This window comes from Bacillus sp. FSL K6-2861, assembly GCF_038630725.1.
GTDB lineage: Bacteria > Bacillota > Bacilli > Bacillales > Bacillaceae > Bacillus > Bacillus velezensis.
In genome coordinates this window covers 1-24,573 of record NZ_CP152037.1, presented here as the reverse complement: position 1 = coordinate 24,573, position 24,573 = coordinate 1, and the positions used below count along the sequence as shown (strand labels likewise).

Here is a 24,573-nt window from a genome sequence, read left to right as displayed (position 1 = left end):
TTTCAATGAACAGAGCCCCTTTTATCGCGGTAGAAGGTCCTATCGGGGCAGGAAAAACGACACTCGCTACGATGCTTTCTGAAGAGCTCGGTTTTCCTATGATTAATGAGATTGTGGAAGACAACCCTTATCTCGATAAGTTTTATGACAATATCGAGGAGTGGAGTTTCCAGCTTGAAATGTTTTTTCTATGTCACAGGTATAAACAGCTTGAAGACACCGATCGAGATTATTTAAAACAAGGACAGCCCGTTTTGTCCGATTATCATATTTATAAAAATGTTATTTTCGCAGAGCGTACATTGCACGGCCAAAAGCTTGAGAAGTATAAGCAGATTTATCATCTGCTCACTCACGACCTGCCGAAACCGAATATCATTGTATACATAAAGGCAAGCCTGCCGACATTGCTTCAACGCATTGAAAAACGCGGGCGCCCGTTTGAGAAAAATATCGAGCATCAATATCTGGAACGTCTCATTGCAGATTATGACACAGCCATCAGACAGCTTCAGGAAGAAGATCCGGATCTATCTGTACTGACCATTGACGGTGATACCGAAGACTTTGTTTTGAATAAGACAGACTATGAAAGAATTGCCCGTCAGGTAAAGGAGCTTATTAAATGAAAGACATTCATATTCCAAACAACGCCATTATCACAGTAGCTGGAACGGTAGGAGTCGGAAAATCGACTTTGACCAAAGCTTTAGCAAAACGGCTCGGGTTTCATACCTCACTCGAGGAAGTGGATGAAAACCCTTATTTAGAGAAGTTTTATCACGATTTTGAACGCTGGAGCTTCCATTTGCAAATTTATTTTCTGGCTGAGCGGTTCAAAGAGCAGAAAAACATGTTTGAATCAGGCGGCGGATTCGTGCAGGACCGTTCGATTTATGAAGATACAGGCATATTCGCAAAAATGCATGCCGATAAAGGAACCATGTCGCTGACAGATTACACAACATACACAAGTCTATTTGAGGCGATGGTCATGACGCCGTACTTCCCGCATCCTGATGTTTTGATCTATTTAGAAGGCGACCTTGAAAACATTATAAACCGGATTGAAAAGCGGGGCCGCGAGATGGAGCTGCAGACAAACCGATCCTATTGGGAAGAGATGTATACACGGTACGAAGACTGGATCAGCGGTTTTAACGCCTGCCCTGTGCTGAAAGTACGCATTGAAGATTATGACCTTGAAGCTGATGAACAGTCACTGGAACCTTTGATCGAAAAAATCAGTCACGTGATCAACGAAAACAGAAATAAATAAAAATAACAAAGCGATTTTCCCCGAACAGAGAAAATCGCTTTTTTTGCATATAAAAAATCCGCTGCATCACATGCAGCGGACAAAACAATCTCCAATATATGCTCGAGTTTCATTAGGTTTAAAATCAATATGGCGGAGGAAGAGGGATTCGAACCCCCGCGGGCTTTGACACCCCTGTCGGTTTTCAAGACCGATCCCTTCAGCCAGACTTGGGTATTCCTCCGTATCGACATTTAATAATATACCACATGACCTAAATTTCAGTCAAGCGCTTTTTCATTTTTTTTATTTCATTTCTTAAACGGCTTGTCCGTCAGCTTTACTATCATACAAAAGTCTTGCGTCCAATTCAACCTCAGTATGCCATACGGGCAGGAAAACACAGAAAAATCAAGAATAGATTCAAACAGATACCTGCTCATAAAGGTGGAGAACATAATGAAAATCATCATTGCACCGGATTCTTTCAAAGAAAGCATGACATCAAAAGAAGTCGCTGACAGCATAGAAAAAGGATTCAAAGCGGTCTTCCCTGACGCGGAATATTTCAAGATACCTGCGGCCGACGGCGGAGAAGGAACCGTTCAGGCTTTGACGGATGCCACTGGCGGAAGCATCATCAAAAAAACTGTGACCGGTCCGCTGGGAACGCCGGTAAACGCCGCATATGGACTTCTGGGAGACGGACGCACGGCAGTCATTGAAATGGCGGAAGCATCGGGACTCCATCTCGTTCCCCGCCATCTCAGAGATCCGTTGAACACAACAACAAGAGGAACTGGTGAACTGATAGCAGATGCAGCTTCCCGCGGGGCGGGTGAGATCATCATCGGGCTTGGCGGGAGCGCAACCAATGACGGCGGGACCGGAATGGCGAGCGCGCTCGGTGTGCGTTTCTTAAATGAGGAAGGTCAGGAGATACCTGACGGCGGAGGCTCGCTGCACACCCTGGCTTCTATTGATATAAGCGGCCTCTCCCCTGATCTGAAACATATTCGTATCCGTGCCGCATGTGATGTCGAAAATCCCCTGACTGGTGAAAACGGCGCTTCATATGTCTTCGGCACGCAAAAAGGGGCATCCGAGAAGACTAAAGTTGTATTGGATCGCAACTTACGCCATTTCGCTGACGTATTGAGACGTCAGCACGATATCGAAGCGGATACCGTAAAAGGCGCGGGCGCCGCAGGGGGACTCGGCGCCGGACTGATCGCTTTCTTACAGGCAGAACTTCAAAGCGGGATTGACGTTGTATTAGATACACTGTCCTTCTCAGATCAGATAAGGGGCGCTGACCTTGTCATTACCGGAGAGGGGCAGATAGACGGACAAACGATATTCGGCAAAACCCCCGCCGGGATCGCCGCACGCGCAGCCGCTCAAGAAATTCCCGTTATCGCATTGGCGGGCTCCTTAGGCAAAAATTTCGAGCATGTTTACAGCGCAGGAATAACAGCTGTATTTTCTATCGTGCCCGGCGCTGTAAGTCTTGAAGACGCCTTAGCATCCGGCCGTTTTAACCTTGAAAGCACAGCCCGGAATGCCGCCGCTCTATACCGGGCAGCAAAAAAGGCGCGCCTCTAGGGCGCACCTTTTACGGTTTGATGACTTCTTTATTTCCCATATAAGGACGAAGCACTTTCGGAATGATGACACTTCCGTCTTCCTGCTGATAGTTTTCTAAGATGGCAGCTACTGTTCTGCCGACTGCAAGACCTGAACCGTTTAATGTATGCACATGCTCCGGCTTGCCTTTCGCTTCGCGTCTGAATCGAATGTTTGCGCGTCTCGCCTGGAAGGCCTCAAAGTTACTGCAAGAAGAAATTTCACGGTATGTGTCTTGGCTTGGAATCCATACCTCAATATCGTACTTTTTCGCGGCTGTAAAGCCGAGATCACCGGTACACATGCTCATGACACGATACGGCAGTTCAAGCAGCTGAAGCACCCGCTCAGCTTGATTCGTCAGTTTTTCAAGCTCCTCATAAGAATCTTCCGGCTTCACGAATTTCACAAGCTCAACCTTGTTGAACTGATGCTGGCGGATCAAACCGCGTGTATCACGGCCGGCAGATCCCGCTTCTGAACGGAAGCAAGCGCTGAATGCGGCATAATTGATCGGCAGGTTCTCACCGGATAAGATTTCATCGCGGTGCATATTTGTAATCGGCACTTCCGCCGTCGGAATTAAGAAATAATCCTCTTCTCTGATTTTAAAAGCATCCTCTTCAAATTTAGGAAGCTGTCCCGTGCCTGTCATGCTCGTACGGTTTACCATATAAGGAGGAATGACTTCCGTGTAATCATATTCATCTACGTGAAGATCCAGCATAAAGTTGTAGAGCGCGCGTTCGAGGCGGGCGCCTAATCCTTTATAAAACACAAACCGGCTGCCTGTTACTTTTGAAGCGCGTTCGAAATCAAGAATGTTTAAATGGTCTGCGATATCCCAATGCGGTTTCGGCTCATATGAAAACGCCGGCGCCTCTCCCCACTTGCGGATTTCAATGTTATCATCTTCCGTTTCCCCGACGGGCACTGAATCGTGCGGGATGTTCGGAATAGACAGAAGGATGGTTTCGAGCGTCGTTTCGACCGTACGAAGCTCTTCATCAAGCTTCTTAATTTCTTCGCCCACTTCGCGCATCTCTTTAATAATATGATCAGCGTCTTTTTTCTCCCGTTTCAAAACGGCGACCTGCTGAGATACTTCATTGCGTTTTCCCTTCAGTTCTTCTACTTTACCGATAAGCTCTCTTCTCTTTTCGTCCAGCTCTTCAAACTTGTCAAAGTCAGATAAGTCTTCGCCTTTTGGAATGAGCTTCGCTTTTACCTCTTGAAAATTGGCTCTCAGCACCTTCGTATCAATCATGCCTAACAACTCCTATCTGTTTTTATCGAAAATAAAAAAGAGCCCTCATCCCCTAAAAGGGACGAGAGCTCTCGCGTTGCCACCCTGATTGAAAACAAGCTCACACTTGCTTCCCGCTTTAACACATAACGGTTTTCCCGTAAATGCCTACTTGTTTTCAGCATTTCGCTCAAGGACGGATTCGGACAGCATCTTTCACCGATTCGCACCACCCATCGGCTCTCTTTGAAAGAGAGGCTTCCTACTGCTTCCTGTCAACGCTTTTCGATCTTTATTTGTGTTTATAATGTACTATAAGTATCAGCGGTTTTCAACTGTTTTATACAGCTGTTTCCTGCTTATGCTTTTCCGCCATCTTCACAAACAGCTCTGTCACCCGGTGATCATCCGTCAGTTCAGGATGGAACGAGCAGCCGAGGAAATTCCCCTGCTTTGCAGCCACGATGCGTCCGTTATGCTCACAAAGCACTTCAACATCTTCTCCGGCTTCTAAAATATGCGGCGCGCGAATAAATACACCCGTAAACGGCTCATCAAGGCCTTTAATCGTCAGATCAGCTTCAAAGCTGTCAACCTGACGGCCAAAGGAATTACGCTCGACGACAACGTTCAACAGCCCTAAATGAGCGTTATCCGTTCCCGCTATCTCTTTGGCTAAAATGATCAGACCGGCGCATGTGCCGAACATCGGCTTGCCTTGGGCGGCAAACTCGCGAAGCGGCTCCATAAAATGATACGTATCCATTAAACGCCGCATCGTCGTGCTTTCCCCGCCCGGCAGGATTAAGCCGTCGATGTCATTCAGCTGTTCAGGACGCTTAATGACGACACCTTTTGAACCACATGCTTCAATTGAACGAATATGTTCTCTTACTGCTCCTTGAAGTCCAAGTACACCAATTGTTAACATGCTTCCAGCTCTCCTATGGTTTTACCAGCCGCGTTCTTGCATACGCTGTTCCGGCAATAGATTTGAGATTTCGATTCCTTTCATCGCTGTGCCTAATTCTTTAGAAAGCTCAGCGATCAGTTTGTAGTCTGTGTAATGAGTCGTTGCTTCAACAATTGCTTTGGCGAATTTAGCAGGGTTGTCTGATTTGAAAATACCTGAACCGACAAATACGCCGTCAGCGCCAAGCTGCATCATCAATGCCGCGTCAGCAGGCGTCGCTACTCCGCCGGCAGCAAAGTTCACTACAGGCAGTTTGCCGTCACGCTTGATTTGAAGAAGCAGTTCATAAGGAGCGCCGAGGTTTTTAGCTTCAGTCATCAGCTCATCATCGCTCATCGCAACAACTTTGCGCACTTGCGCGTTTACTTTTCTCATATGGCGGACAGCTTCCACAATGTTTCCTGTTCCCGGTTCGCCTTTTGTACGAAGCATGGAAGCTCCTTCGGCGATACGGCGCGTTGCTTCGCCGAGATCACGGCAGCCGCATACGAACGGGACTGTATATTCGTTTTTATTTAAATGAAATTCTTCGTCAGCCGGAGTCAGAACTTCACTTTCATCGATGTAATCTACTCCCATTGCTTCAAGGACACGCGCTTCAACGATATGTCCGATACGCGCTTTTGCCATTACGGGAATGGATACAGCATTCATTACTTCTTCAACGATTGTCGGATCAGCCATGCGGGCAACACCGCCGGCAGCGCGAATATCAGCCGGAACGCGTTCTAACGCCATTACGGCAACAGCTCCCGCCTCTTCCGCAATCTTCGCTTGTTCAGCATTTACAACGTCCATGATGACGCCGCCTTTTTGCATTTCCGCCATGCCGCGTTTTACACGATCAGTACCTGTTTGAGCCATTATTTGGTCCCCCTAGTCAATGTATAGTTAGATAATTTCTATCTCTTATTGTATCCCAGAAATACAATATTTCATATGGGTATTCTTATTTTACAGCGAGATGAATAAGATAGATATCATTTTTTTACTAATAATTTGGTTTTTTCAGTATATTAAGCAAAAGAGCCCTAACTTTCATCAGAGCTCTTTCTTATTTCTTAAAACCAGCCTGTTACCGTGTCAACGGCGCTGTTCCAGATACCGGAGAAGAATCCGCCGATGCCGCGCATCATCTGAACAAACCAGTTTGCTTTATCTACATCATTTTTCGTTACAAGATTCACGCTGAACTCTTTGGATTTGAGGAAGCCATAGTCTTTGTCACTGCCTTTGTATGTAACTGTCAGCGTTCCGACTTTCGTTCCCTTTTTCACAGGAGCCGTGATTTCTTTTTTATCTAAAGTCACTTCGGCTTTATAGTTCTTTTCATCCCCGCTTTTCACAGGAATAGAAAGCGCCTTGTCAGTAACAATATCGACTTGCTTGTCTTTCCCTTTTTCAACGTCAATCGTTTTGTGCCCTTTTACTTGAGAGCCTTCAGGGTAAAGATCTTTCATTGAGAAATTGCCGTTAAATGCGTAATCGAGCATTTTTTTCGTTTCATCAAAACGTCCGGTATGCAGGTTGCCTTTTGCGTCTAATACAACGGTGATGACCCGCATTCCGTTCCGCTGTGCTGTGCTTGTAAAACAAGATCCCGCAGAATCAGTAGAACCCGTTTTTAAGCCGTCAACGCCAGGGTATTCAGAAACAAGACCTTTTAACATGAAGTTCCAGTTCGGCATGTCCATTTCATCATCAGTGCCGGCTCTGAATTTCGTTTTAGCGATGCTTGTTGTTTTGAGAACTTCCGGATAATCAGTGATCAGGCGGTCTGCAAGAAGCGCCATGTCTTTAGCAGAAACTTCACTCTCTTCTTTAACGCCTTCTCCTTGCGGCTGCTTGCCGTGAAGGTCTTCATTCACAAGCCCTGTGGCATTTTTAAAATCATAGTTTGTCATGCCTAATTCTTTGGCTTTCGCATTCATTTCAGCGACAAATTTCGTTTCAGTTCCGGCAAGAATTTCGGCAACTGCAATCGCGGCTCCGTTGGCAGAGTAAATCGCCATAGCCTGATACAGTTCTTTAACCGTGTATTTGCCGTCTTTTCGAAGGGGGACGTTTGATAAACTGTTGTCTTGAGAAATTTCATAGACATAATCATCAGGAGTATACGTTTGATCCCATTTCACTTTTCCTTCTTTAATGGCTTCCAGAAGCAGATATTCAGTCATCATTTTTGTCATGCTGGCAATCGGCAGTCTTTTGTCTGCATTTTTACTGTATAAAATTTTTCCCGATGAAGCCTCAATCATTATCGCAGCTGATGCGTTGACATCAATCGGGTCATTGCCGGCTGCCTCCGCTTTAGACATTGGAACAAAGCAAGTTGCGGCCAGTGCCAGTACCACTAATGACACCAACAGCTGTTTCCATTTCGTGATGTTCAATCTTACGACCTCCGTCATTCATTTTAAATCTATAATTAAGCCGTTAAGGACATATTCAAATTCAAAACACAACAGTATAAATTTTATCACACTCGATATAAAAAAAATAGACAGAGTCAGCGACCCTGTCAAATGTTTTTTATTTGTAACAATTATGAGATTGTATAGTTTGGTGATTCTTTCGTAATTTGGACATCATGCGGATGACTTTCGCGAAGTCCGGCACCTGTCATACGGATGAATTGAGCCTCTTCTCTTAAAGCGCGCAAGTCTTTTGAACCGCAATATCCCATCCCTGAACGAAGACCGCCGACAAGCTGATACACTGTTTCTTCTACAGGACCTTTGTACGGAGTCCGTCCTTCGATACCTTCAGGGACGAATTTCTTATTTTCTTCTTGGAAATATCGGTCTTTACTGCCTTTTTCCATGGCAGCGACAGAACCCATACCGCGATACACTTTAAATCTTCTGCCTTGATAGATTTCAGTCTCTCCCGGGCTTTCTGAAGTACCGGCAAGCAGGCTTCCGAGCATTACGGCATGTCCGCCTGAAGCCAACGCTTTCGTAATATCTCCGGAGAATTTAATACCGCCGTCTGCGATAATTGTCGCGCCGTGTTTTCTCGCTTCAGTGGCACAATCATAAATGGCAGTGATCTGCGGTACGCCTACACCTGCAACGACGCGTGTCGTACAGATAGAACCAGGTCCGATTCCCACTTTGACAATATTTGCTCCGGCTTCAATCAGGGCTTTTGTCGCTTCAGCCGTTGCAACATTTCCTGCGATAATGTTCAGTTCAGGATATGTTTCACGGATTTTCGCGACTGTGTTCAGTACGCCTCTGGAATGTCCGTGAGCCGTATCAACCACGATAACGTCGACATTCGCTTCAACAAGCTTGCTGACGCGTGTCATTGTATCGCCTGTCACGCCTACCGCAGCGCCGACAATAAGGCGTCCGTGTTCATCTTTAGATGAATTCGGGAATTCGATAACCTTTTCAATATCTTTGATCGTGATAAGACCTTTTAATTTGTTTTGGTCATCCACTAACGGAAGTTTTTCAATTTTATGTTTCTGTAAGATTTTTTCTGCTTCGTCTAATGTGGTTCCCACAGGAGCCGTAACCAGCTCTTCTTTTGTCATGACATCACTGATTTTCATTGAATAATCAGAGATAAAGCGAAGGTCACGGTTTGTAATGATACCGACAAGCTTTTGATCGTCTTTATTATCTACGATCGGAACACCGGAAATTCTGTATTTCCCCATCAAATGCTCCGCATCGAATACTTGATGATCAGGTGTTAAAAAGAAGGGATTTGTAATAACGCCCCGTTCAGAACGTTTGACTTTGTCAACATGTTCAGCCTGCTGCTCGATGGACATGTTTTTATGAATAATACCCAAGCCGCCCTGTCTGGCCATCGCAATCGCCATAGCTGATTCTGTTACTGTATCCATTCCCGCACTGATGACAGGAATGTTAAGCTTTAACGTCTTTGTCAGTTCAACAGATAAATCCACATCACGCGGAAGTACGTCTGATTGAGCCGGTACGAGCAGTACATCATCGAACGTTAAGCCTTCTTTTGAAAATTTACTTTCCCACATTAGTAAATCCCCCTCTTTTCGGCAAAATATTATATGTAGATTATCAACTAGAAAACAGCATGTCAAGGAAGCGAAAAAGAGTTGAAATATTTAGATAAAGGAAAGGGTTTAAAAATACATATGAGAGATCATGAGTGGAAAGAGTTATCATTATTTTATTCCGTAGAATCTTCCCAGAAATTTCTAAACAAAGTCTATACAGAAAGCGGCATGGAAGAACCAAAACGATATGCGTTTAAGAACAGTGAGCGCTTCATATTCTTTATCAAACACGCCGAGTCCTTCTACAAGCAGGCATCTTTTTCCCCTTTAGAAATTAAGCCTATTCTGTTGTTTTACGGGATGTCACAATTGCTGAAAGCCTGCCTTCTGACCACAGATCCAAGCTATCCAAGCCACGCCTCAGTACTCGCGCATGGCGTGACTGCCCGGAAACGCAAAAAGCAAAATTACTCCTTTAGGGATGATGAAGTGAAGGTGCAGCGCAATGGCTTATGTATTCATGTAATGAAGCACTTATTCGGGATAGCTGGTCTTGAGGAAGAACGGTACACAATGAAGAAATTGCTGACAGCCATACCTGAATTGCATACTGTCTTTTACTTCCAAGAGAAAAAGAATTGGCTGACCCGAGTAGAGCTCAAAGATGACCTTATTTCAGTGCCTGAGCATGCGGTGATTCATTACAATATGTCTGATTCCCGATTTGCTGAATATATCAGCCATCATTTAAAGTGGTCTTTTCTGAGGAAAGACCATAACCACTTGGTTTTTGAGGCTGACCCGATAGACAGAGAATTTTGGTCTTCGCCAAATTTATTGTTTCACTTGGAGAAAAATCAATATTACATTCCCTCTCAGCGTGATCACTTCCTGCATCTTCCGGAAATGATTATTCATTATTTGGTCCTCTACAATATCGGGATGATTGCGAGATATGAAACGGAGTGGTGGTATGAACTGCTGACACAGCATGTCAGTGATGATTATGTGATGATCCGCCGGTTCTTAGATGTCACGGAACGCAAATTTCCGTATTACGTTTCTAATTTCCTGAAGCAATACTTATAAACAAAAAAGGCAGCTCATGATGAGCTGCCTTTACCATAATATAGCTTGGCGGCGTCCTACTCTCACAGGGGGAAACCCCCGACTACCATCGGCGCTGAAGAGCTTAACTTCCGTGTTCGGCATGGGAACGGGTGTGACCTCTTCGCTATCGCCACCAAACCATTGAGAGTGTTCTCTCAAAACTAGATAACAGTAAGCATACATTCAAATTGGTTAAGTCCTCGATCGATTAGTATCTGTCAGCTCCATGTGTCGCCACACTTCCACCTCAGACCTATCAACCTGATCATCTTTCAGGGATCTTACTTCCTTGCGGAATGGGAAATCTCATCTTGAGGGGGGCTTCATGCTTAGATGCTTTCAGCACTTATCCCGTCCGCACATAGCTACCCAGCGATGCCCTTGGCAGAACAACTGGTACACCAGCGGTGCGTCCATCCCGGTCCTCTCGTACTAAGGACAGCTCCTCTCAAATTTCCTGCGCCCGCGACGGATAGGGACCGAACTGTCTCACGACGTTCTGAACCCAGCTCGCGTACCGCTTTAATGGGCGAACAGCCCAACCCTTGGGACCGACTACAGCCCCAGGATGCGATGAGCCGACATCGAGGTGCCAAACCTCCCCGTCGATGTGGACTCTTGGGGGAGATAAGCCTGTTATCCCCGGGGTAGCTTTTATCCGTTGAGCGATGGCCCTTCCATGCGGAACCACCGGATCACTAAGCCCGACTTTCGTCCCTGCTCGACTTGTAGGTCTCGCAGTCAAGCTCCCTTGTGCCTTTACACTCTGCGAATGATTTCCAACCATTCTGAGGGAACCTTTGGGCGCCTCCGTTACCTTTTAGGAGGCGACCGCCCCAGTCAAACTGCCCACCTGACACTGTCTCCCCGCCCGATAAGGGCGGCGGGTTAGAAGGTCAATACAGCCAGGGTAGTATCCCACCGATGCCTCCACCGAAGCTGGCGCTCCGGTTTCCAAGGCTCCTACCTATCCTGTACAAGCTGTACCAACATTCAATATCAGGCTGCAGTAAAGCTCCACGGGGTCTTTCCGTCCTGTCGCGGGTAACCTGCATCTTCACAGGTACTATAATTTCACCGAGTCTCTCGTTGAGACAGTGCCCAGATCGTTGCGCCTTTCGTGCGGGTCGGAACTTACCCGACAAGGAATTTCGCTACCTTAGGACCGTTATAGTTACGGCCGCCGTTTACTGGGGCTTCAATTCGCACCTTCGCTTACGCTAAGCGCTCCTCTTAACCTTCCAGCACCGGGCAGGCGTCAGCCCCTATACTTCGCCTTACGGCTTCGCAGAGACCTGTGTTTTTGCTAAACAGTCGCCTGGGCCTATTCACTGCGGCTCTCTCGGGCTTGCACCCTAACAGAGCACCCCTTCTCCCGAAGTTACGGGGTCATTTTGCCGAGTTCCTTAACGAGAGTTCTCTCGATCACCTTAGGATTCTCTCCTCGCCTACCTGTGTCGGTTTGCGGTACGGGCACCTCTCACCTCGCTAGAGGCTTTTCTTGGCAGTGTGGAATCAGGAACTTCGCTACTATAATTCGCTCGCCATCACAGCTCAGCCTTCACGGGAAACGGATTTGCCTATTTCCCAGCCTAACTGCTTGGACGCGGATATCCAATACCGCGCTTACCCTATCCTCCTGCGTCCCCCCATTGCTCAAATGGTGAGGAGGTGGTACAGGAATATCAACCTGTTATCCATCGCCTACGCCTTTCGGCCTCGGCTTAGGTCCCGACTAACCCTGAGCGGACGAGCCTTCCTCAGGAAACCTTAGGCATTCGGTGGAGGGGATTCTCACCCCTCTTTCGCTACTCATACCGGCATTCTCACTTCTAAGCGCTCCACAAGTCCTTCCGGTCTTGCTTCACAGCCCTTAGAACGCTCTCCTACCACTGTTCGAAGAACAGTCCGCAGCTTCGGTGATACGTTTAGCCCCGGTACATTTTCGGCGCAGAGTCACTCGACCAGTGAGCTATTACGCACTCTTTAAATGGTGGCTGCTTCTAAGCCAACATCCTGGTTGTCTAAGCAACTCCACATCCTTTTCCACTTAACGTATACTTTGGGACCTTAGCTGGCGGTCTGGGCTGTTTCCCTTTCGACTACGGATCTTATCACTCGCAGTCTGACTCCCAAGGATAAGTCATCGGCATTCGGAGTTTGACTGAATTCGGTAACCCGGTAGGGGCCCCTAGTCCAATCAGTGCTCTACCTCCGAGACTCTTACCTTGAGGCTAGCCCTAAAGCTATTTCGGAGAGAACCAGCTATCTCCAGGTTCGATTGGCATTTCACCCCTACCCACACCTCATCCCCGCACTTTTCAACGTGCGTGGGTTCGGGCCTCCATTCAGTGTTACCTGAACTTCACCCTGGACATGGGTAGATCACCTGGTTTCGGGTCTACGACCACGTACTCAATTCGCCCTATTCAGACTCGCTTTCGCTGCGGCTCCGCATCTTCTGCTTAACCTTGCACGGGATCGTAACTCGCCGGTTCATTCTACAAAAGGCACGCCATCACCCGTTAACGGGCTCTGACTACTTGTAGGCACACGGTTTCAGGATCTCTTTCACTCCCCTTCCGGGGTGCTTTTCACCTTTCCCTCACGGTACTGGTTCACTATCGGTCACTAGGGAGTATTTAGCCTTGGGAGATGGTCCTCCCGGATTCCGACGGAATTTCACGTGTTCCGCCGTACTCAGGATCCACTCAGGAGAGAACGAAGTTTTGACTACAGGGCTGTTACCTCCTATGGCGGGCCTTTCCAGACCTCTTCATCTACCTCGTTCCTTTGTAACTCCGTACAGAGTGTCCTACAACCCCAAGAGGCAAGCCTCTTGGTTTGGGCTGATCCCGTTTCGCTCGCCGCTACTCAGGGAATCGCATTTGCTTTCTCTTCCTCCGGGTACTTAGATGTTTCAGTTCCCCGGGTCTGCCTTCTCATATCCTATGTATTCAGATATGGATACCACTCCATTACGAGTGGTGGGTTTCCCCATTCGGAAATCTCCGGATCAAAGCTTGCTTACAGCTCCCCGAAGCATATCGGTGTTCGTCCCGTCCTTCATCGGCTCCTAGTGCCAAGGCATCCACCGTGCGCCCTTTCTAACTTAACCGTTAAAAAGAATCACTACGTGATATCTTGCATTACTAATTGAATGTGAATTACTTCTGTTATCTAGTTTTCAAAGAACACGTTGGTGGAGCCTAGCGGGATCGAACCGCTGACCTCCTGCGTGCAAAGCAGGCGCTCTCCCAGCTGAGCTAAGGCCCCTTATTGGGTAAAGATGGTGGGCCTGAGTGGACTCGAACCACCGACCTCACGCTTATCAGGCGTGCGCTCTAACCAGCTGAGCTACAGGCCCATCTACCATATAAAAGAATCAAAGTTCCTTCAAAACTAAACAAGACAGGGAACGTTCTGTTTATAAGACCCAAGGTCTTATATTCCGTTAAAATCCTTAGAAAGGAGGTGATCCAGCCGCACCTTCCGATACGGCTACCTTGTTACGACTTCACCCCAATCATCTGTCCCACCTTCGGCGGCTGGCTCCATAAAGGTTACCTCACCGACTTCGGGTGTTACAAACTCTCGTGGTGTGACGGGCGGTGTGTACAAGGCCCGGGAACGTATTCACCGCGGCATGCTGATCCGCGATTACTAGCGATTCCAGCTTCACGCAGTCGAGTTGCAGACTGCGATCCGAACTGAGAACAGATTTGTGGGATTGGCTTAACCTCGCGGTTTCGCTGCCCTTTGTTCTGTCCATTGTAGCACGTGTGTAGCCCAGGTCATAAGGGGCATGATGATTTGACGTCATCCCCACCTTCCTCCGGTTTGTCACCGGCAGTCACCTTAGAGTGCCCAACTGAATGCTGGCAACTAAGATCAAGGGTTGCGCTCGTTGCGGGACTTAACCCAACATCTCACGACACGAGCTGACGACAACCATGCACCACCTGTCACTCTGCCCCCGAAGGGGACGTCCTATCTCTAGGATTGTCAGAGGATGTCAAGACCTGGTAAGGTTCTTCGCGTTGCTTCGAATTAAACCACATGCTCCACCGCTTGTGCGGGCCCCCGTCAATTCCTTTGAGTTTCAGTCTTGCGACCGTACTCCCCAGGCGGAGTGCTTAATGCGTTAGCTGCAGCACTAAGGGGCGGAAACCCCCTAACACTTAGCACTCATCGTTTACGGCGTGGACTACCAGGGTATCTAATCCTGTTCGCTCCCCACGCTTTCGCTCCTCAGCGTCAGTTACAGACCAGAGAGTCGCCTTCGCCACTGGTGTTCCTCCACATCTCTACGCATTTCACCGCTACACGTGGAATTCCACTCTCCTCTTCTGCACTCAAGTTCCCCAGTTTCCAATGACCCTCCCCGGTTGAGCCGGGGGCTTTCACATCAGACTTAAGAAACCGCCTGCGAGCCCTTTACGCCCAATAATTCCGGACAACGCTTGCCACCTACGTATTACCGCGGCTGCTGGCACGTAGTTAGCCGTGGCTTTCTGGTTAGGTACCGTCAAGGTGCCGCCCTATTTGAACGGCACTTGTTCTTCCCTAACAACAGAGCTTTACGATCCGAAAACCTTCATCACTCACGCGGCGTTGCTCCGTCAGACTTTCGTCCATTGCGGAAGATTCCCTACTGCTGCCTCCCGTAGGAGTCTGGGCCGTGTCTCAGTCCCAGTGTGGCCGATCACCCTCTCAGGTCGGCTACGCATCGTCGCCTTGGTGAGCCGTTACCTCACCAACTAGCTAATGCGCCGCGGGTCCATCTGTAAGTGGTAGCCGAAGCCACCTTTTATGTCTGAACCATGCGGTTCAAACAACCATCCGGTATTAGCCCCGGTTTCCCGGAGTTATCCCAGTCTTACAGGCAGGTTACCCACGTGTTACTCACCCGTCCGCCGCTAACATCAGGGAGCAAGCTCCCATCTGTCCGCTCGACTTGCATGTATTAGGCACGCCGCCAGCGTTCGTCCTGAGCCAGGATCAAACTCTCCGATAAAGTAGTTTGACTGACTACGCACATCGCTGTGCGATTTATTTAAAACTTTGAATTAACAGGTACGTTTTGTCTTGTTTAGTTTTCAAAGAACTTTGTTGCTTCTCTCGAAGCGACCTCTTAATCATAACATTTTCAGTTTGCTAGGTCAATACTTTTTTAAAAAATATTTTCACTAGGCTTGCCTTTCTATTAAAAAGACAACAAAAAGAATTATATCAGTATCATCGCTATGTGTCAAAGCTTTTTTTCACTTCTTTATATAGTAAAAGCGCAGCCTGTTGCAGCTGCGCTTTTTCGTTTATACTTCTTCCGTTTCTTCCGGCTCTTCTTCATTCTTTTCCACAAGCGCCACAGTGGCTACATGCTCTTGATCAGACATGCGGATCAGACGGACGCCTTGTGTTACGCGTCCCGTAGTGGAAATATCATTAATATCCATTCTGATTAACACGCCGCTTGCCGTAATAATCATTAAGTCCTCTTCGCCTTTTGTTGCTTTCACGGTTACTAACGGACCGTTGCTGTCAGTGATTTTACATGTTTTAAGGCCTTTTCCGCCCCGGCTTTGAACTCTGTATTCTGAAGCCGGTGTGCGTTTGCCGTAGCCGTTTTCTGTCACTATGAGGACATGGGAGTCTTCTTCAAGAATCTCCATGCCTACCACGACATCATCGTCTGTCAGCGTGATGCCTTTAACACCCGCAGCTGTGCGTCCCATTTGTCTTACATCTGCTTCAGGGAAACGGATCAGCAAACCGTTCTTCGTTCCGATGATGATTTGTTTCTTGCCGTCAGTCAGGCGGACGGCCATCAGTTCATCGTCTTCCCGGAGACCTAGGGCGATCAGCCCGTTATTCCGTATATTCGCAAACTGGGACAGTGCCGTACGTTTCGACACCCCTTGTTTGGTCGTAAAGAAGAGGTATTGCTCCTCATCAAACGTGCTGACCGGAATAATGGCATTAATCCATTCGCCTTTTTCAACCTCTAGAAGGTTAATAATCGGAATGCCTTTTGCCGTACGGCCGTATTCAGGGATTTCATATCCTTTAGAACGGTATACCTTCCCTTTATTAGAGAAGAACAGGATCGTATCGTGCGTTGATGTGGAAATTAAGTGTTCCACAAAGTCATCTTCATTCGTTCCCATTCCCTGTACGCCTTTTCCGCCCCGTTTTTGGCTGCGGTATGTGGACGCCGGGAGACGTTTAACATAGCCGTTATGGGTCAGTGTGATGACGATATTTTCTCTCTCGATAAGATCTTCATCTTCAATTGTTTCAAGACCGGACGTCACGATTTCAGTGCGTCTCTCATCATTGAAACGCTCTTTGATTTCATTGAGCTCTTCACGAATGATCTCAAGAACTCTTGCTTCATTGGCTAAAATATCTTTCAGCTCGGCGATAAGCGCAACAAGTGATTGATATTCCTCTTCAATCTTTTCGCGCTCCAGACCGGTTAATCGCTGAAGGCGCATATCCAGAATGGCTTGCGCTTGTTTTTCAGTCAGTGAGAATTGTTCGATCAAACCTGTTCTCGCAATTTCAGCCGTCTGGGAATTGCGGATAAGAGAAATAACGGCATCTAAATGATCGAGAGCAATTCTTAAACCTTCCAGAATGTGAGCTCTCGCTTCCGCTTTGCGGAGTTCGTAAGCCGTTCTGCGCCGGATCACAACCTTTTGGTGATCAAGATAATGCTCCAGACATTGTTTCAGGCTTAGTACCTTCGGCTGTCCGTCAACGAGCGCCAGCAGGTTGATTCCGAAAGACGTCTGCAGGGCCGTTTGTTTGTACAGGTTATTCAAAATGACGTGAGCATTGGCGTCACGGCGGATCTCAATGACGATTCTCATTCCGTTACGGTCGGATTCGTCACGCAGATCCGTAATTCCTTCGATTTTTTTGTCTCGGACAAGATCTGCGATTTTTTCAATTAATCTCGCTTTGTTCACCTGATAAGGAAGTTCCGTGACAATAATTCTTTCTTTTCCCGATGATGTCTCTTCGATTTCAGCCTTAGCCCGGATCGTAATGGATCCCCGTCCGGATTCATATGCCTTGCGGATGCCGCTCCGGCCTAAAATCTGACCTGCAGTCGGAAAATCCGGGCCCGGGATGTATTCCATCAGCTCCTGGTTTGTAATCTCAGGATTCTCACTTACGGCAAGCACGCCTTCAATGACTTCCCCAAGCTGATGCGGAGGAATATTTGTCGCCATTCCGACCGCGATACCGGCAGCTCCGTTGACGAGCAGATTCGGAAATCTCGAAGGCATGACGACAGGTTCTCTTTCTGCGCCGTCATAGTTATCTTGATAATCAATCGTATCTTTCGTAATGTCCCGGAGGATTTCCATTGCGATTTTTGACATTCTCGCTTCTGTGTAACGCATCGCGGCCGCTGAGTCGCCGTCAACCGAACCGAAGTTGCCGTGTCCGTCAACAAGCATGTAGCGGTAGTTAAAATCCTGCGCCATTCTGACCATTGATTCGTAAACCGCTGAGTCACCGTGCGGGTGGTACTTACCGATAACTTCACCGACGATACGGGCAGATTTTTTATATGGTTTGTCACTGGTCATGCCTAAATCATTCATCGCGTACAAAATCCGTCTGTGAACCGGCTTCAGACCGTCACGCACATCCGGAAGCGCCCGGGATACGATAACGCTCATTGCATAGTCCAGGAAGGATGTCCGCATTTCCTGACTGATATTGACTTCACGTACTTGTGGTGTGTTTTGTTCACTCATTAAAAAAACCTCCCTGAAGTATCACATGAAATAATGTGGGAGTAGATTGTCCATTATGATCTTCAATACGATTTCACTATTCTCCATTATATCAATAAACTTGTGTTTATACACATTAATTTAGTAGAATATACGGGTTTTGCGGTTTTTCAGAGGCTTTAGAAGCCGCTTTGAGAAAAAAGCCTTATTTCTTAACGAAAATAAGGCTTCCTTGGTTAAATATCAAGATTTTTCACGTATCTGGCGTTTGCTTCTATGAAGTTTCTCCGCGGTTCTACTTTGTCACCCATCAGCATTTCAAAAGTCTCGTCAGCGTCCATTGCATCTTCAAGATTGACTTGCAGAAGCGTTCTGGTCGCAGGGTCCATTGTCGTTTCCCAAAGCTGAGTCGCGTTCATTTCTCCAAGACCTTTATAACGCTGGAGGCCGGGCTTAGGTGATTGCGGAAGCTCTTTTAACAGCTCATCAAGCTGCTTATCGTTATAAGCGTATTCCACCCGTTTTCCCTGCTGCACTTTATAAAGCGGCGGCTGGGCAATGTAGACATAGCCGTTTTCGATGATTTCCCGCATGTATCTGTAGAAGAACGTTAATAAAAGCGTTCTGATGTGGGCGCCGTCAACATCGGCATCCGTCATGATGACCACTTTATGATAACGCGCTTTTTCAAGATTAAAATCTTCTCCGATTCCTGTTCCGAGAGCCGTGATCATTGATCTGACCTCATTGTTTGAGAGGATCTTATCAAGTCTGGCTTTCTCAACGTTCAGAATCTTACCGCGCAGCGGCAGAATAGCTTGGAAATGACGGTCCCGTCCCTGTTTCGCTGATCCGCCCGCAGAGTCACCCTCTACGATATACAGCTCGGAAATGCTCGGATCTTTAGAAGAACAGTCCGCCAGTTTGCCCGGCAGATTGGAAATCTCAAGCGCACTTTTGCGCCGGGTCAATTCCCGTGCTTTTTTCGCTGCCATCCGCGCTCTTGCGGCCATTAAACCTTTTTCAACGATTTTGCGGGCTGAGTCCGGATTTTCAAGAAGGAATGTTTCCAGCGCAGAAGAAAACAGCGTATCAGTGATCGTTCTCGCTTCGGAGTTGCCGAGCTTCGTTTTCGTCTGCCCTTCGAATTGCGGATCAGGGTGCTTAATTGAAATAATGGCAGTCAGCCCTTCTCTCACATCATCCCCGCTTAAATTCGGATCATTTTCTTTGAAAATCCCTTTTCTTCTTGCATAGTCGTTTATGACACGGGTCAGACCGGTTTTAAATCCGGCCTCGTGCGTGCCGCCTTCGTATGTGTTGATATTATTCGTGAAAGAATAAATATTGCTTGTATAGCTGTCGTTGTATTGCAATGCAACTTCAACCGTTATGCCGTCTTTCTCGCCTTCGATATAAATCGGCTCTTCATGAACGACTTCTTTGGAACGGTTTAAGTACTCAACATAGCTTTTGATTCCGCCTTCGTAGTGGTACTCGTTTTTCCGTTCTTGTCCTTCACGTTTGTCTTCAATCGTGATGTTTACGCCTTTTGTCAGGAAGGCCAATTCCCGGACACGGTTTGAAAGCAGATCATAGTCGTATACGGTTGTTTCTTTGAAGATTTCCGGATCCGGAACGAAGTGCGTAATCGTTCCGGTCTTATCAGTATCACCGATCACTTCAAGATCGGCCACAGGTACACCGCGCTCGTACGCCTGATAGTGGATTTTTCCGTCACGATGAACCGTAACGTCAAGAGTAGTCGACAAGGCGTTTACGACAGATGCCCCTACACCGTGAAGACCGCCGGATACTTTATATCCGCTTCCGTCAAATTTACCGCCGGCGTGGAGAACGGTCATGATGACTTCAACCGCAGGGCGGCCCATCTTCTCCTGGATACCGACCGGAATTCCGCGCCCGTTGTCCTTAACGGTAATGCTGTTATCTTTTTCAATCTCGATGTTAATATCTGTACAATAACCGGCCAGGGCTTCGTCAATACTGTTGTCGACGATTTCCCACACCAAGTGGTGAAGGCCTTTGCTGTTAGTTGATCCGATGTACATCCCCGGTCTCTTTCGAACAGCTTCCAAACCTTCTAATACCTGTATCTGATTCTCATCATAACTATTTTGCTGCTGTTCCATAGCCATGCACATTCACCTACACTTTTCTTAAACGATATATTCATTGTAAAGATCCGCTAAGAATCTATTTCTAACATAAATTGCGCACGTTTCTTCAGTGTGCCAGAAGATAAGGGAGAGTAATATATATTCTCAGTCGTGACTACGATAGACTTTGGCGTGCCGTTTACGGACGGCACTACTTTTTCTTTCTGTCTGTCCAGAAATTCTTCAACGATCGGCGATACATTGACCTTGCAGTCAAAAATGCCGACGATATCGCGTGTTGAAACGACAAAGTCGTCACCTAAATGAATATACAATCGCTCACCTCTTTTCTTCACTTCACTAACGTACCGTTTTCCACACGGAACATTCCTGCTTGATGTAAGGTATCGTGGTCAATGCCATCCACGCTTGTCGTGGTGACAAATGTCTGCACACGGCCTTGGATCGTATGAAGCAAATGGGACTGTCGGTAATCATCCAGCTCGCTTAGTACATCATCCAAAAGTAAAATGGGGTATTCTCCGATTTCTTCATGAATCAAATCTATTTCGGCCAGCTTCAAAGACAAAGCCGTCGTACGCTGCTGTCCCTGCGAACCGTACGTCTGCACATCGCGTCCGTTCACATAAAAAAGGACATCATCCCGATGCGGTCCGAATAATGTGACGCCTCGTTCTATTTCTTTTTCTTTTAATTTCGAAAAAGACTCCTGGTAGCTGTTACCTATTTTCGACAAATCTTTGGGATCTGATACATCAAGCGCCGTGTGGTACTTAAGCGTCAGTTCTTCAAGTCCCCGGGAAATGCCGGAATGGATCGGCTGCGCCCATTTTTCAAGCTGCGCCGTAAACTGCAGACGTTTGGCGACAACTTTTGCGGCTGCTTCAATCAGCTGATCAGTGAGAACGTCAAGCATGGTCCGGTCAGTCTGTTTCCGGCTTTGCAGCTGTTTCAGAAAATGATTCCGCTGTGAAAGGATTTTTTGATAAAGAGATAAATCATACAGATAAACGGCAGAAACCTGCCCGATCTCCATATCGAGAAATCTCCTCCTCACCTGAGGGCTTCCTTTGACGAGATTTAAATCCTCAGGGGCAAACATAATGGTGTTCAGCGCTCCGACATACTGACTGAGTTTTTGCTGCTCTATATGATTGACCTTGCCCTTTTTACCTTTTTTGGAGATGACAAGCTGCATCGGGATGTCCCCGTTTCGCTTCATCACTCTTCCTTCTATTTTAGCATAGTCTTCGTCCCACCGTATAAGTTCTTTGTCATTTGAGGTGCGGTGTGATTTTGCCATCGAAAGGACATAGATGGCTTCCATCAGATTGGTTTTGCCTTGGGCATTTTCCCCGATGATCACATTCACCTTGTTTTCGAATTGAAGCTCAGCGCGCTCATAATTACGGTAGGATGTTAATTCTAAATTTTGGATATACAACCGCTGTCACCCGCTTTAATTGACGACTTGAAATGAACCAAATCCTTCAATCGCGACCACGTCTCCAACGTAAAGCTTTCTGCCGCGGCGATTGTCAGGTTCATTGTTGACAGTCACCTCATGCTCGCTCAGAAACCACTTCGCCATGCCGCCGGACTGAATCACATCGGCTAATTTTAAAAACTGGCCAAGCGTAATCATTTCTGTATCAATCGAAATCGGATTTGCCATATTATCGACCTCTTTCAAATATCACTAATATCTAATTGTACTAAAAAATCCTGAAATAAGGAAAGGGAAAACTTGAGGGAGCGGCTGATGAATAGAAAAGCTGCCGAACTAAGCCGGCAGCACATTCTGTTTGATTAATACGTTCTGACCGGAAGGATGAGCTGAACGATGGTTTCATCATTCGGCGTACGGATAAGAAACGGTCTCATCGCTCCCGTAAAGCTGATACGGATGTCCGCTCCTTCAAGTACTTTCAGTGCGTCCATCATATATTTTGGACTGAATGAAATATTTAATTCCTCGCCGTCAATCTGGTCAGCCAGCACAGCTTCGACCACTTTCCCGATTTCCGGAGAATTTGATGAAATTTCCAGCGAATCCGCCGGTTTGGCAGAAAGCTTTACAACGTTGTTGCGGCCTTCTCTCGCCAATAAAGAAGCACGGTCTATCGCCTGTAAAAATTCCTTCGTGTTCACGACGATTTCCGTTTTGCTTTCCTGCGGAATTAAGCTGGTCGTGTCCGGATAGTTTCCGTCAAGCAATCTTGAGAAGAACAATACGTTTTTCGCTTTGAACAGAACCTGGGTTTCTGTAATCACGATATCAACCAGTTCTTGGTTGTCATCAAGAATTTTGCTCAGCTCGGTTAAGCTTTTCCCGGGAATGACCACGTTATAAGAGCTGTCTTCCGGAATATCAAGCTTCGCCTTTCTTAAAGCGAGCCGGTGGCTATCCGTGGCAGTGCATAATAATTCACCGTTTTCGACTTTCCAGTTTACACCTGTCAAGATAGGGCGTGTTTCTGAGGCGGACACAGCGAACACGGTTTGGCGGATGAGGTTTTTCAAAAGATCCGTCGGAATCTGAATGGCGTGATGCTCTTCGATTTGCGGTAGATGCGGATATTCATCTGCATCTAGGCCGTTTAAATTAAATTCGGCTTTTCCGGAACGGATAATCGTTAAATATTGATTTTGAACTTCGATTTCAACAGTCGCCATCGGCAGTTTTTTAACGATTTCGCTGAAGAAACGCGCTTGCAGCACGATACTTCCCGGCTGATCGATCGTCACGATTTCTTTATCATCATCTTCTTTCGGAATGAATGACTCGATTGAAATATCAGAGTCACTTCCTGTGAAAGATACTCCTTCATCTGAGGCGACGATCTTAATACCGGTGAGAATGGGAATTGTGGTTCTGGATGAAACGGCTTTTAGAACGTCTTGTACACTTTCGACTAAACGATCTTTTTGAATCGTAAATTTCATGTTTATCCTCCTAACGGATAATATAATTAATATATTTTAAAAATAGCAGTAGTAATAGTAGGGCCTGTGGATTTGTGGATAAGTTGTGAAAAAGACAGGAAACACAGCCTATCCACATGTGGACAGACTGTGTATGGCTATGAAAAAGTTATTCACACTTTCCCCGATTCATCCGAGGGCACTATTATTTAAGCAGTTCTTTTATTTCTTTCACCTGCTGCTGAAGCTGCTCGTCATCAATCAGCAGTTTTGAAATCTTTTCATGGGCGTGAATGACGGTTGTATGGTCTCTGCCGCCAAATTCTTCCCCGATTTTAGGCAAAGAAGAATCCGTCATTTCTCTTGAAAGATACATCGCAATTTGTCTTGGGAACGCCACGGATTTCGTGCGCTTTTTCGCTTTGAAATCTTCAAGCTTAATGTTGAACTGCTGTCCGACAATCCGCTGAATCTCTTTTATCGTAATGACCTTCGGCTTAGAAGACGGAATGATATCTTTCAATGCTTCTGCAGCCAGGTCTGCGTTAATGTCTTTATTGATTAAGGATGAATAGGCGACAACCCGGATTAATGCCCCTTCCAGTTCGCGGATGTTGCTGTCAATCTGATTCGCGATGTAAAGCATGACCTCGTTCGGAATATCAAGGCCTTCCGCCTTCGCTTTCTTTCTCAGGATGGCAATCCGCGTTTCCAGATCCGGCGGTGTGATATCCGTAATCAATCCCCATTCGAACCGCGAACGCAGGCGGTCTTCAAGGGTCGGGATCTCTTTCGGCGGTCTGTCGCTGGAAATCACGATTTGTTTGCTTTCTTCATGAAGCGTGTTGAATGTATGGAAAAACTCTTCCTGTGTTTGTTCTTTTCCGGCTAAAAATTGAATATCATCTATCAAAAGTACATCAACGTTCCGATAGCGGTTGCGGAAATCAACGGCTTTATTATCGCGGATTGAGTTGATGAATTCATTTGTGAATTTTTCAGAAGACAGGTACACCACTTTGGCTGAAGGATTATGATCAATGACATAATGGCCGATGGCGTGCATTAAGTGAGTTTTTCCTAAGCCGACTCCCCCGTATATAAATAAAGGGTTGTACGCTTTAGCGGGTGCTTCCGCCACAGCCAGTGATGCTGCATGGGCGAATCGGTTTCCCGATCCGATGACGAATGTGTCGAATGTATATTTCGGGTTGAGCATGCTTTGGGGAAAATCAGACGGTTCCTCTTTTGCCGCTTTTTTCACTTGCGGTTTCGGTAAAAAGTTTTCTTCGTCCTGATTTTGAGGAATGACAAATTTGACGCTCAATTCTTCCCCGGTTAATTCGTATATGGTATCTGCAATGAGATGTAAGTACCTGGACTCCAGCCAGTCTCTGGCAAATTCATTGGGAGCGGTGATGGTTAAGGTATCCCCTTGCAGCGAATGGGCTTTCGTCGACTTCATCCAAGTTTCGAAACTCGGTTTGCTTAGCTTTTTCTCAATTTGAGCTAGAGCTTGATTCCAAAGATCCAATATATTCTCCAT

The 24,573-nt window shown here is 46.8% G+C and carries 16 protein-coding genes, 3 tRNA genes, 3 rRNA genes and 1 other annotated feature; of the genes, 4 read left to right on the top strand and 18 right to left on the bottom strand.

Annotated features, from left to right (window positions below; genetic code table 11):
- Positions 1-5: 5 nt before the first annotated feature.
- Positions 6-629 (top strand): deoxyguanosine kinase, encoded by a 624-nt coding sequence (gene dgk / locus NYE62_RS00110; RefSeq protein ID WP_040238647.1) that lies wholly within the window; start codon positions 6-8, stop codon positions 627-629.
- Positions 626-1,279, top strand: coding sequence for a deoxyadenosine/deoxycytidine kinase (gene dck, locus NYE62_RS00105; protein WP_007615132.1), 654 nt, complete (start codon positions 626-628; stop codon positions 1,277-1,279). The genes dgk and dck overlap by 4 nt, the downstream gene beginning before the upstream one ends.
- Positions 1,280-1,409: 130 nt before the next feature.
- On the opposite strand, the gene NYE62_RS00100 is transcribed toward dck, so the two are convergent.
- A tRNA-Ser gene (locus tag NYE62_RS00100) sits at positions 1,410-1,502 on the bottom strand.
- Between the two features lie 215 nt (positions 1,503-1,717).
- Here NYE62_RS00100 and NYE62_RS00095 point away from each other — a divergent pair.
- The gene (locus NYE62_RS00095) at positions 1,718-2,863 is read left to right on the top strand and encodes a glycerate kinase (RefSeq protein ID WP_144665079.1); all 1,146 of its coding nucleotides are present in this window, start codon (positions 1,718-1,720) and stop codon (positions 2,861-2,863) included.
- Positions 2,864-2,873: 10 nt separating this feature from the next.
- Here the strand turns inward: NYE62_RS00095 and serS are convergent, their stop codons facing one another.
- The 5 genes from serS to guaB form a co-directional block, all read right to left on the bottom strand.
- Positions 2,874-4,151 carry a serine--tRNA ligase gene (gene serS, locus NYE62_RS00090; protein WP_007408744.1) on the bottom strand — a complete coding sequence of 426 codons (1,278 nt, stop codon included), beginning with the start codon at positions 4,149-4,151 and terminating at the stop codon, positions 2,874-2,876.
- Positions 4,152-4,205: 54 nt separating this feature from the next.
- Positions 4,206-4,418, bottom strand: a binding site (T-box leader).
- A gap of 52 nt (positions 4,419-4,470) precedes the next feature.
- Positions 4,471-5,061 carry a pyridoxal 5'-phosphate synthase glutaminase subunit PdxT gene (pdxT, locus tag NYE62_RS00085; RefSeq protein WP_007615126.1) on the bottom strand — a complete coding sequence of 197 codons (591 nt, stop codon included), beginning with the start codon at positions 5,059-5,061 and terminating at the stop codon, positions 4,471-4,473.
- 21 nt (positions 5,062-5,082) lie between these two features.
- Positions 5,083-5,967 carry a pyridoxal 5'-phosphate synthase lyase subunit PdxS gene (pdxS, locus tag NYE62_RS00080; protein ID WP_003150714.1) on the bottom strand — a complete coding sequence of 295 codons (885 nt, stop codon included), beginning with the start codon at positions 5,965-5,967 and terminating at the stop codon, positions 5,083-5,085.
- 197 nt (positions 5,968-6,164) lie between these two features.
- The gene (gene dacA / locus NYE62_RS00075; protein WP_040238653.1) at positions 6,165-7,496 is read right to left on the bottom strand and encodes a D-alanyl-D-alanine carboxypeptidase; all 1,332 of its coding nucleotides are present in this window, start codon (positions 7,494-7,496) and stop codon (positions 6,165-6,167) included.
- Between the two features lie 152 nt (positions 7,497-7,648).
- Positions 7,649-9,115 (bottom strand): IMP dehydrogenase, encoded by a 1,467-nt coding sequence (guaB, locus tag NYE62_RS00070; protein ID WP_003150717.1) that lies wholly within the window; start codon positions 9,113-9,115, stop codon positions 7,649-7,651.
- Between the two features lie 120 nt (positions 9,116-9,235).
- Between guaB and NYE62_RS00065 the strand changes: the two genes are divergently transcribed.
- Complete coding sequence (locus NYE62_RS00065) at positions 9,236-10,186, top strand: YaaC family protein (RefSeq protein WP_342497476.1); 951 nt, start codon at positions 9,236-9,238, stop codon at positions 10,184-10,186.
- A gap of 43 nt (positions 10,187-10,229) precedes the next feature.
- Here the strand turns inward: NYE62_RS00065 and rrf are convergent.
- From rrf to dnaA, 12 genes are all read right to left on the bottom strand, one after another.
- A 5S ribosomal RNA gene (rrf, locus tag NYE62_RS00060) occupies positions 10,230-10,345 on the bottom strand.
- Between the two features lie 50 nt (positions 10,346-10,395).
- Positions 10,396-13,325: ribosomal RNA gene (locus NYE62_RS00055) — 23S ribosomal RNA — on the bottom strand.
- A gap of 82 nt (positions 13,326-13,407) precedes the next feature.
- Positions 13,408-13,483: transfer RNA gene (locus NYE62_RS00050), tRNA-Ala, on the bottom strand.
- Positions 13,484-13,497: 14 nt separating this feature from the next.
- Positions 13,498-13,574, bottom strand: a tRNA-Ile gene (locus tag NYE62_RS00045).
- A gap of 100 nt (positions 13,575-13,674) precedes the next feature.
- Positions 13,675-15,224, bottom strand: a 16S ribosomal RNA gene (locus NYE62_RS00040).
- The 16S, 23S and 5S rRNA genes sit together here with 2 tRNA genes alongside, the layout of an rRNA operon.
- Before the next feature lie 298 nt (positions 15,225-15,522).
- Positions 15,523-17,982, bottom strand: a complete 2,460-nt coding sequence (gene gyrA, locus NYE62_RS00035) for a DNA gyrase subunit A (RefSeq protein WP_015239009.1) — start codon at positions 17,980-17,982, stop codon at positions 15,523-15,525.
- A gap of 215 nt (positions 17,983-18,197) precedes the next feature.
- Positions 18,198-20,114, bottom strand: coding sequence for a DNA topoisomerase (ATP-hydrolyzing) subunit B (gene gyrB, locus NYE62_RS00030; RefSeq protein WP_014720600.1), 1,917 nt, complete (start codon positions 20,112-20,114; stop codon positions 18,198-18,200).
- A 56-nt stretch (positions 20,115-20,170) separates the two neighbouring features.
- A complete protein-coding gene (locus NYE62_RS00025) occupies positions 20,171-20,416 on the bottom strand; it encodes an extracellular matrix/biofilm biosynthesis regulator RemA family protein (RefSeq protein ID WP_004392908.1) in 246 nt (81 codons plus the stop codon).
- Positions 20,417-20,433: 17 nt separating this feature from the next.
- Positions 20,434-21,546: a DNA replication/repair protein RecF gene (gene recF, locus NYE62_RS00020; protein WP_007409910.1), complete on the bottom strand. Its 1,113-nt coding sequence runs from the start codon at positions 21,544-21,546 to the stop codon at positions 20,434-20,436.
- 15 nt (positions 21,547-21,561) lie between these two features.
- Entirely contained in the window at positions 21,562-21,777 is a 216-nt protein-coding gene (gene rlbA / locus NYE62_RS00015) for a ribosome maturation protein RlbA (protein WP_004392910.1), read from the bottom strand.
- Positions 21,778-21,911: 134 nt separating this feature from the next.
- On the bottom strand, positions 21,912-23,048 hold the full coding sequence (dnaN, locus tag NYE62_RS00010) for a DNA polymerase III subunit beta (RefSeq protein ID WP_007409909.1): 1,137 nt from the start codon (positions 23,046-23,048) through the stop codon (positions 21,912-21,914).
- Between the two features lie 184 nt (positions 23,049-23,232).
- A complete protein-coding gene (gene dnaA, locus NYE62_RS00005; RefSeq protein ID WP_007409908.1) occupies positions 23,233-24,573 on the bottom strand; it encodes a chromosomal replication initiator protein DnaA in 1,341 nt (446 codons plus the stop codon).

Excerpts from the sequence above, each read along its gene's own strand:
- dgk (WP_040238647.1), top strand. The coding sequence starts at position 6 with ATGAACAGAGCCCCTTTTATCGCGGTAGAAGGTCCTATCGGGGCAGGA.
- dck (WP_007615132.1), top strand. The coding sequence starts at position 626 with ATGAAAGACATTCATATTCCAAACAACGCCATTATCACAGTAGCTGGA.
- NYE62_RS00095 (WP_144665079.1), top strand. The coding sequence starts at position 1,718 with ATGAAAATCATCATTGCACCGGATTCTTTCAAAGAAAGCATGACATCA.
- serS (WP_007408744.1), bottom strand. The coding sequence starts at position 4,151 with ATGATTGATACGAAGGTGCTGAGAGCCAATTTTCAAGAGGTAAAAGCG.
- pdxT (WP_007615126.1), bottom strand. The coding sequence starts at position 5,061 with ATGTTAACAATTGGTGTACTTGGACTTCAAGGAGCAGTAAGAGAACAT.
- pdxS (WP_003150714.1), bottom strand. The coding sequence starts at position 5,967 with ATGGCTCAAACAGGTACTGATCGTGTAAAACGCGGCATGGCGGAAATG.
- guaB (WP_003150717.1), bottom strand. The coding sequence starts at position 9,115 with ATGTGGGAAAGTAAATTTTCAAAAGAAGGCTTAACGTTCGATGATGTA.
- NYE62_RS00065 (WP_342497476.1), top strand. The coding sequence starts at position 9,236 with ATGAGAGATCATGAGTGGAAAGAGTTATCATTATTTTATTCCGTAGAA.
- gyrA (WP_015239009.1), bottom strand. The coding sequence starts at position 17,982 with ATGAGTGAACAAAACACACCACAAGTACGTGAAGTCAATATCAGTCAG.
- gyrB (WP_014720600.1), bottom strand. The coding sequence starts at position 20,114 with ATGGAACAGCAGCAAAATAGTTATGATGAGAATCAGATACAGGTATTA.
- rlbA (WP_004392910.1), bottom strand. The coding sequence starts at position 21,777 with ATGGCAAATCCGATTTCGATTGATACAGAAATGATTACGCTTGGCCAG.
- dnaN (WP_007409909.1), bottom strand. The coding sequence starts at position 23,048 with ATGAAATTTACGATTCAAAAAGATCGTTTAGTCGAAAGTGTACAAGAC.
- dnaA (WP_007409908.1), bottom strand. The coding sequence starts at position 24,573 with ATGGAGAATATATTGGATCTTTGGAATCAAGCTCTAGCTCAAATTGAG.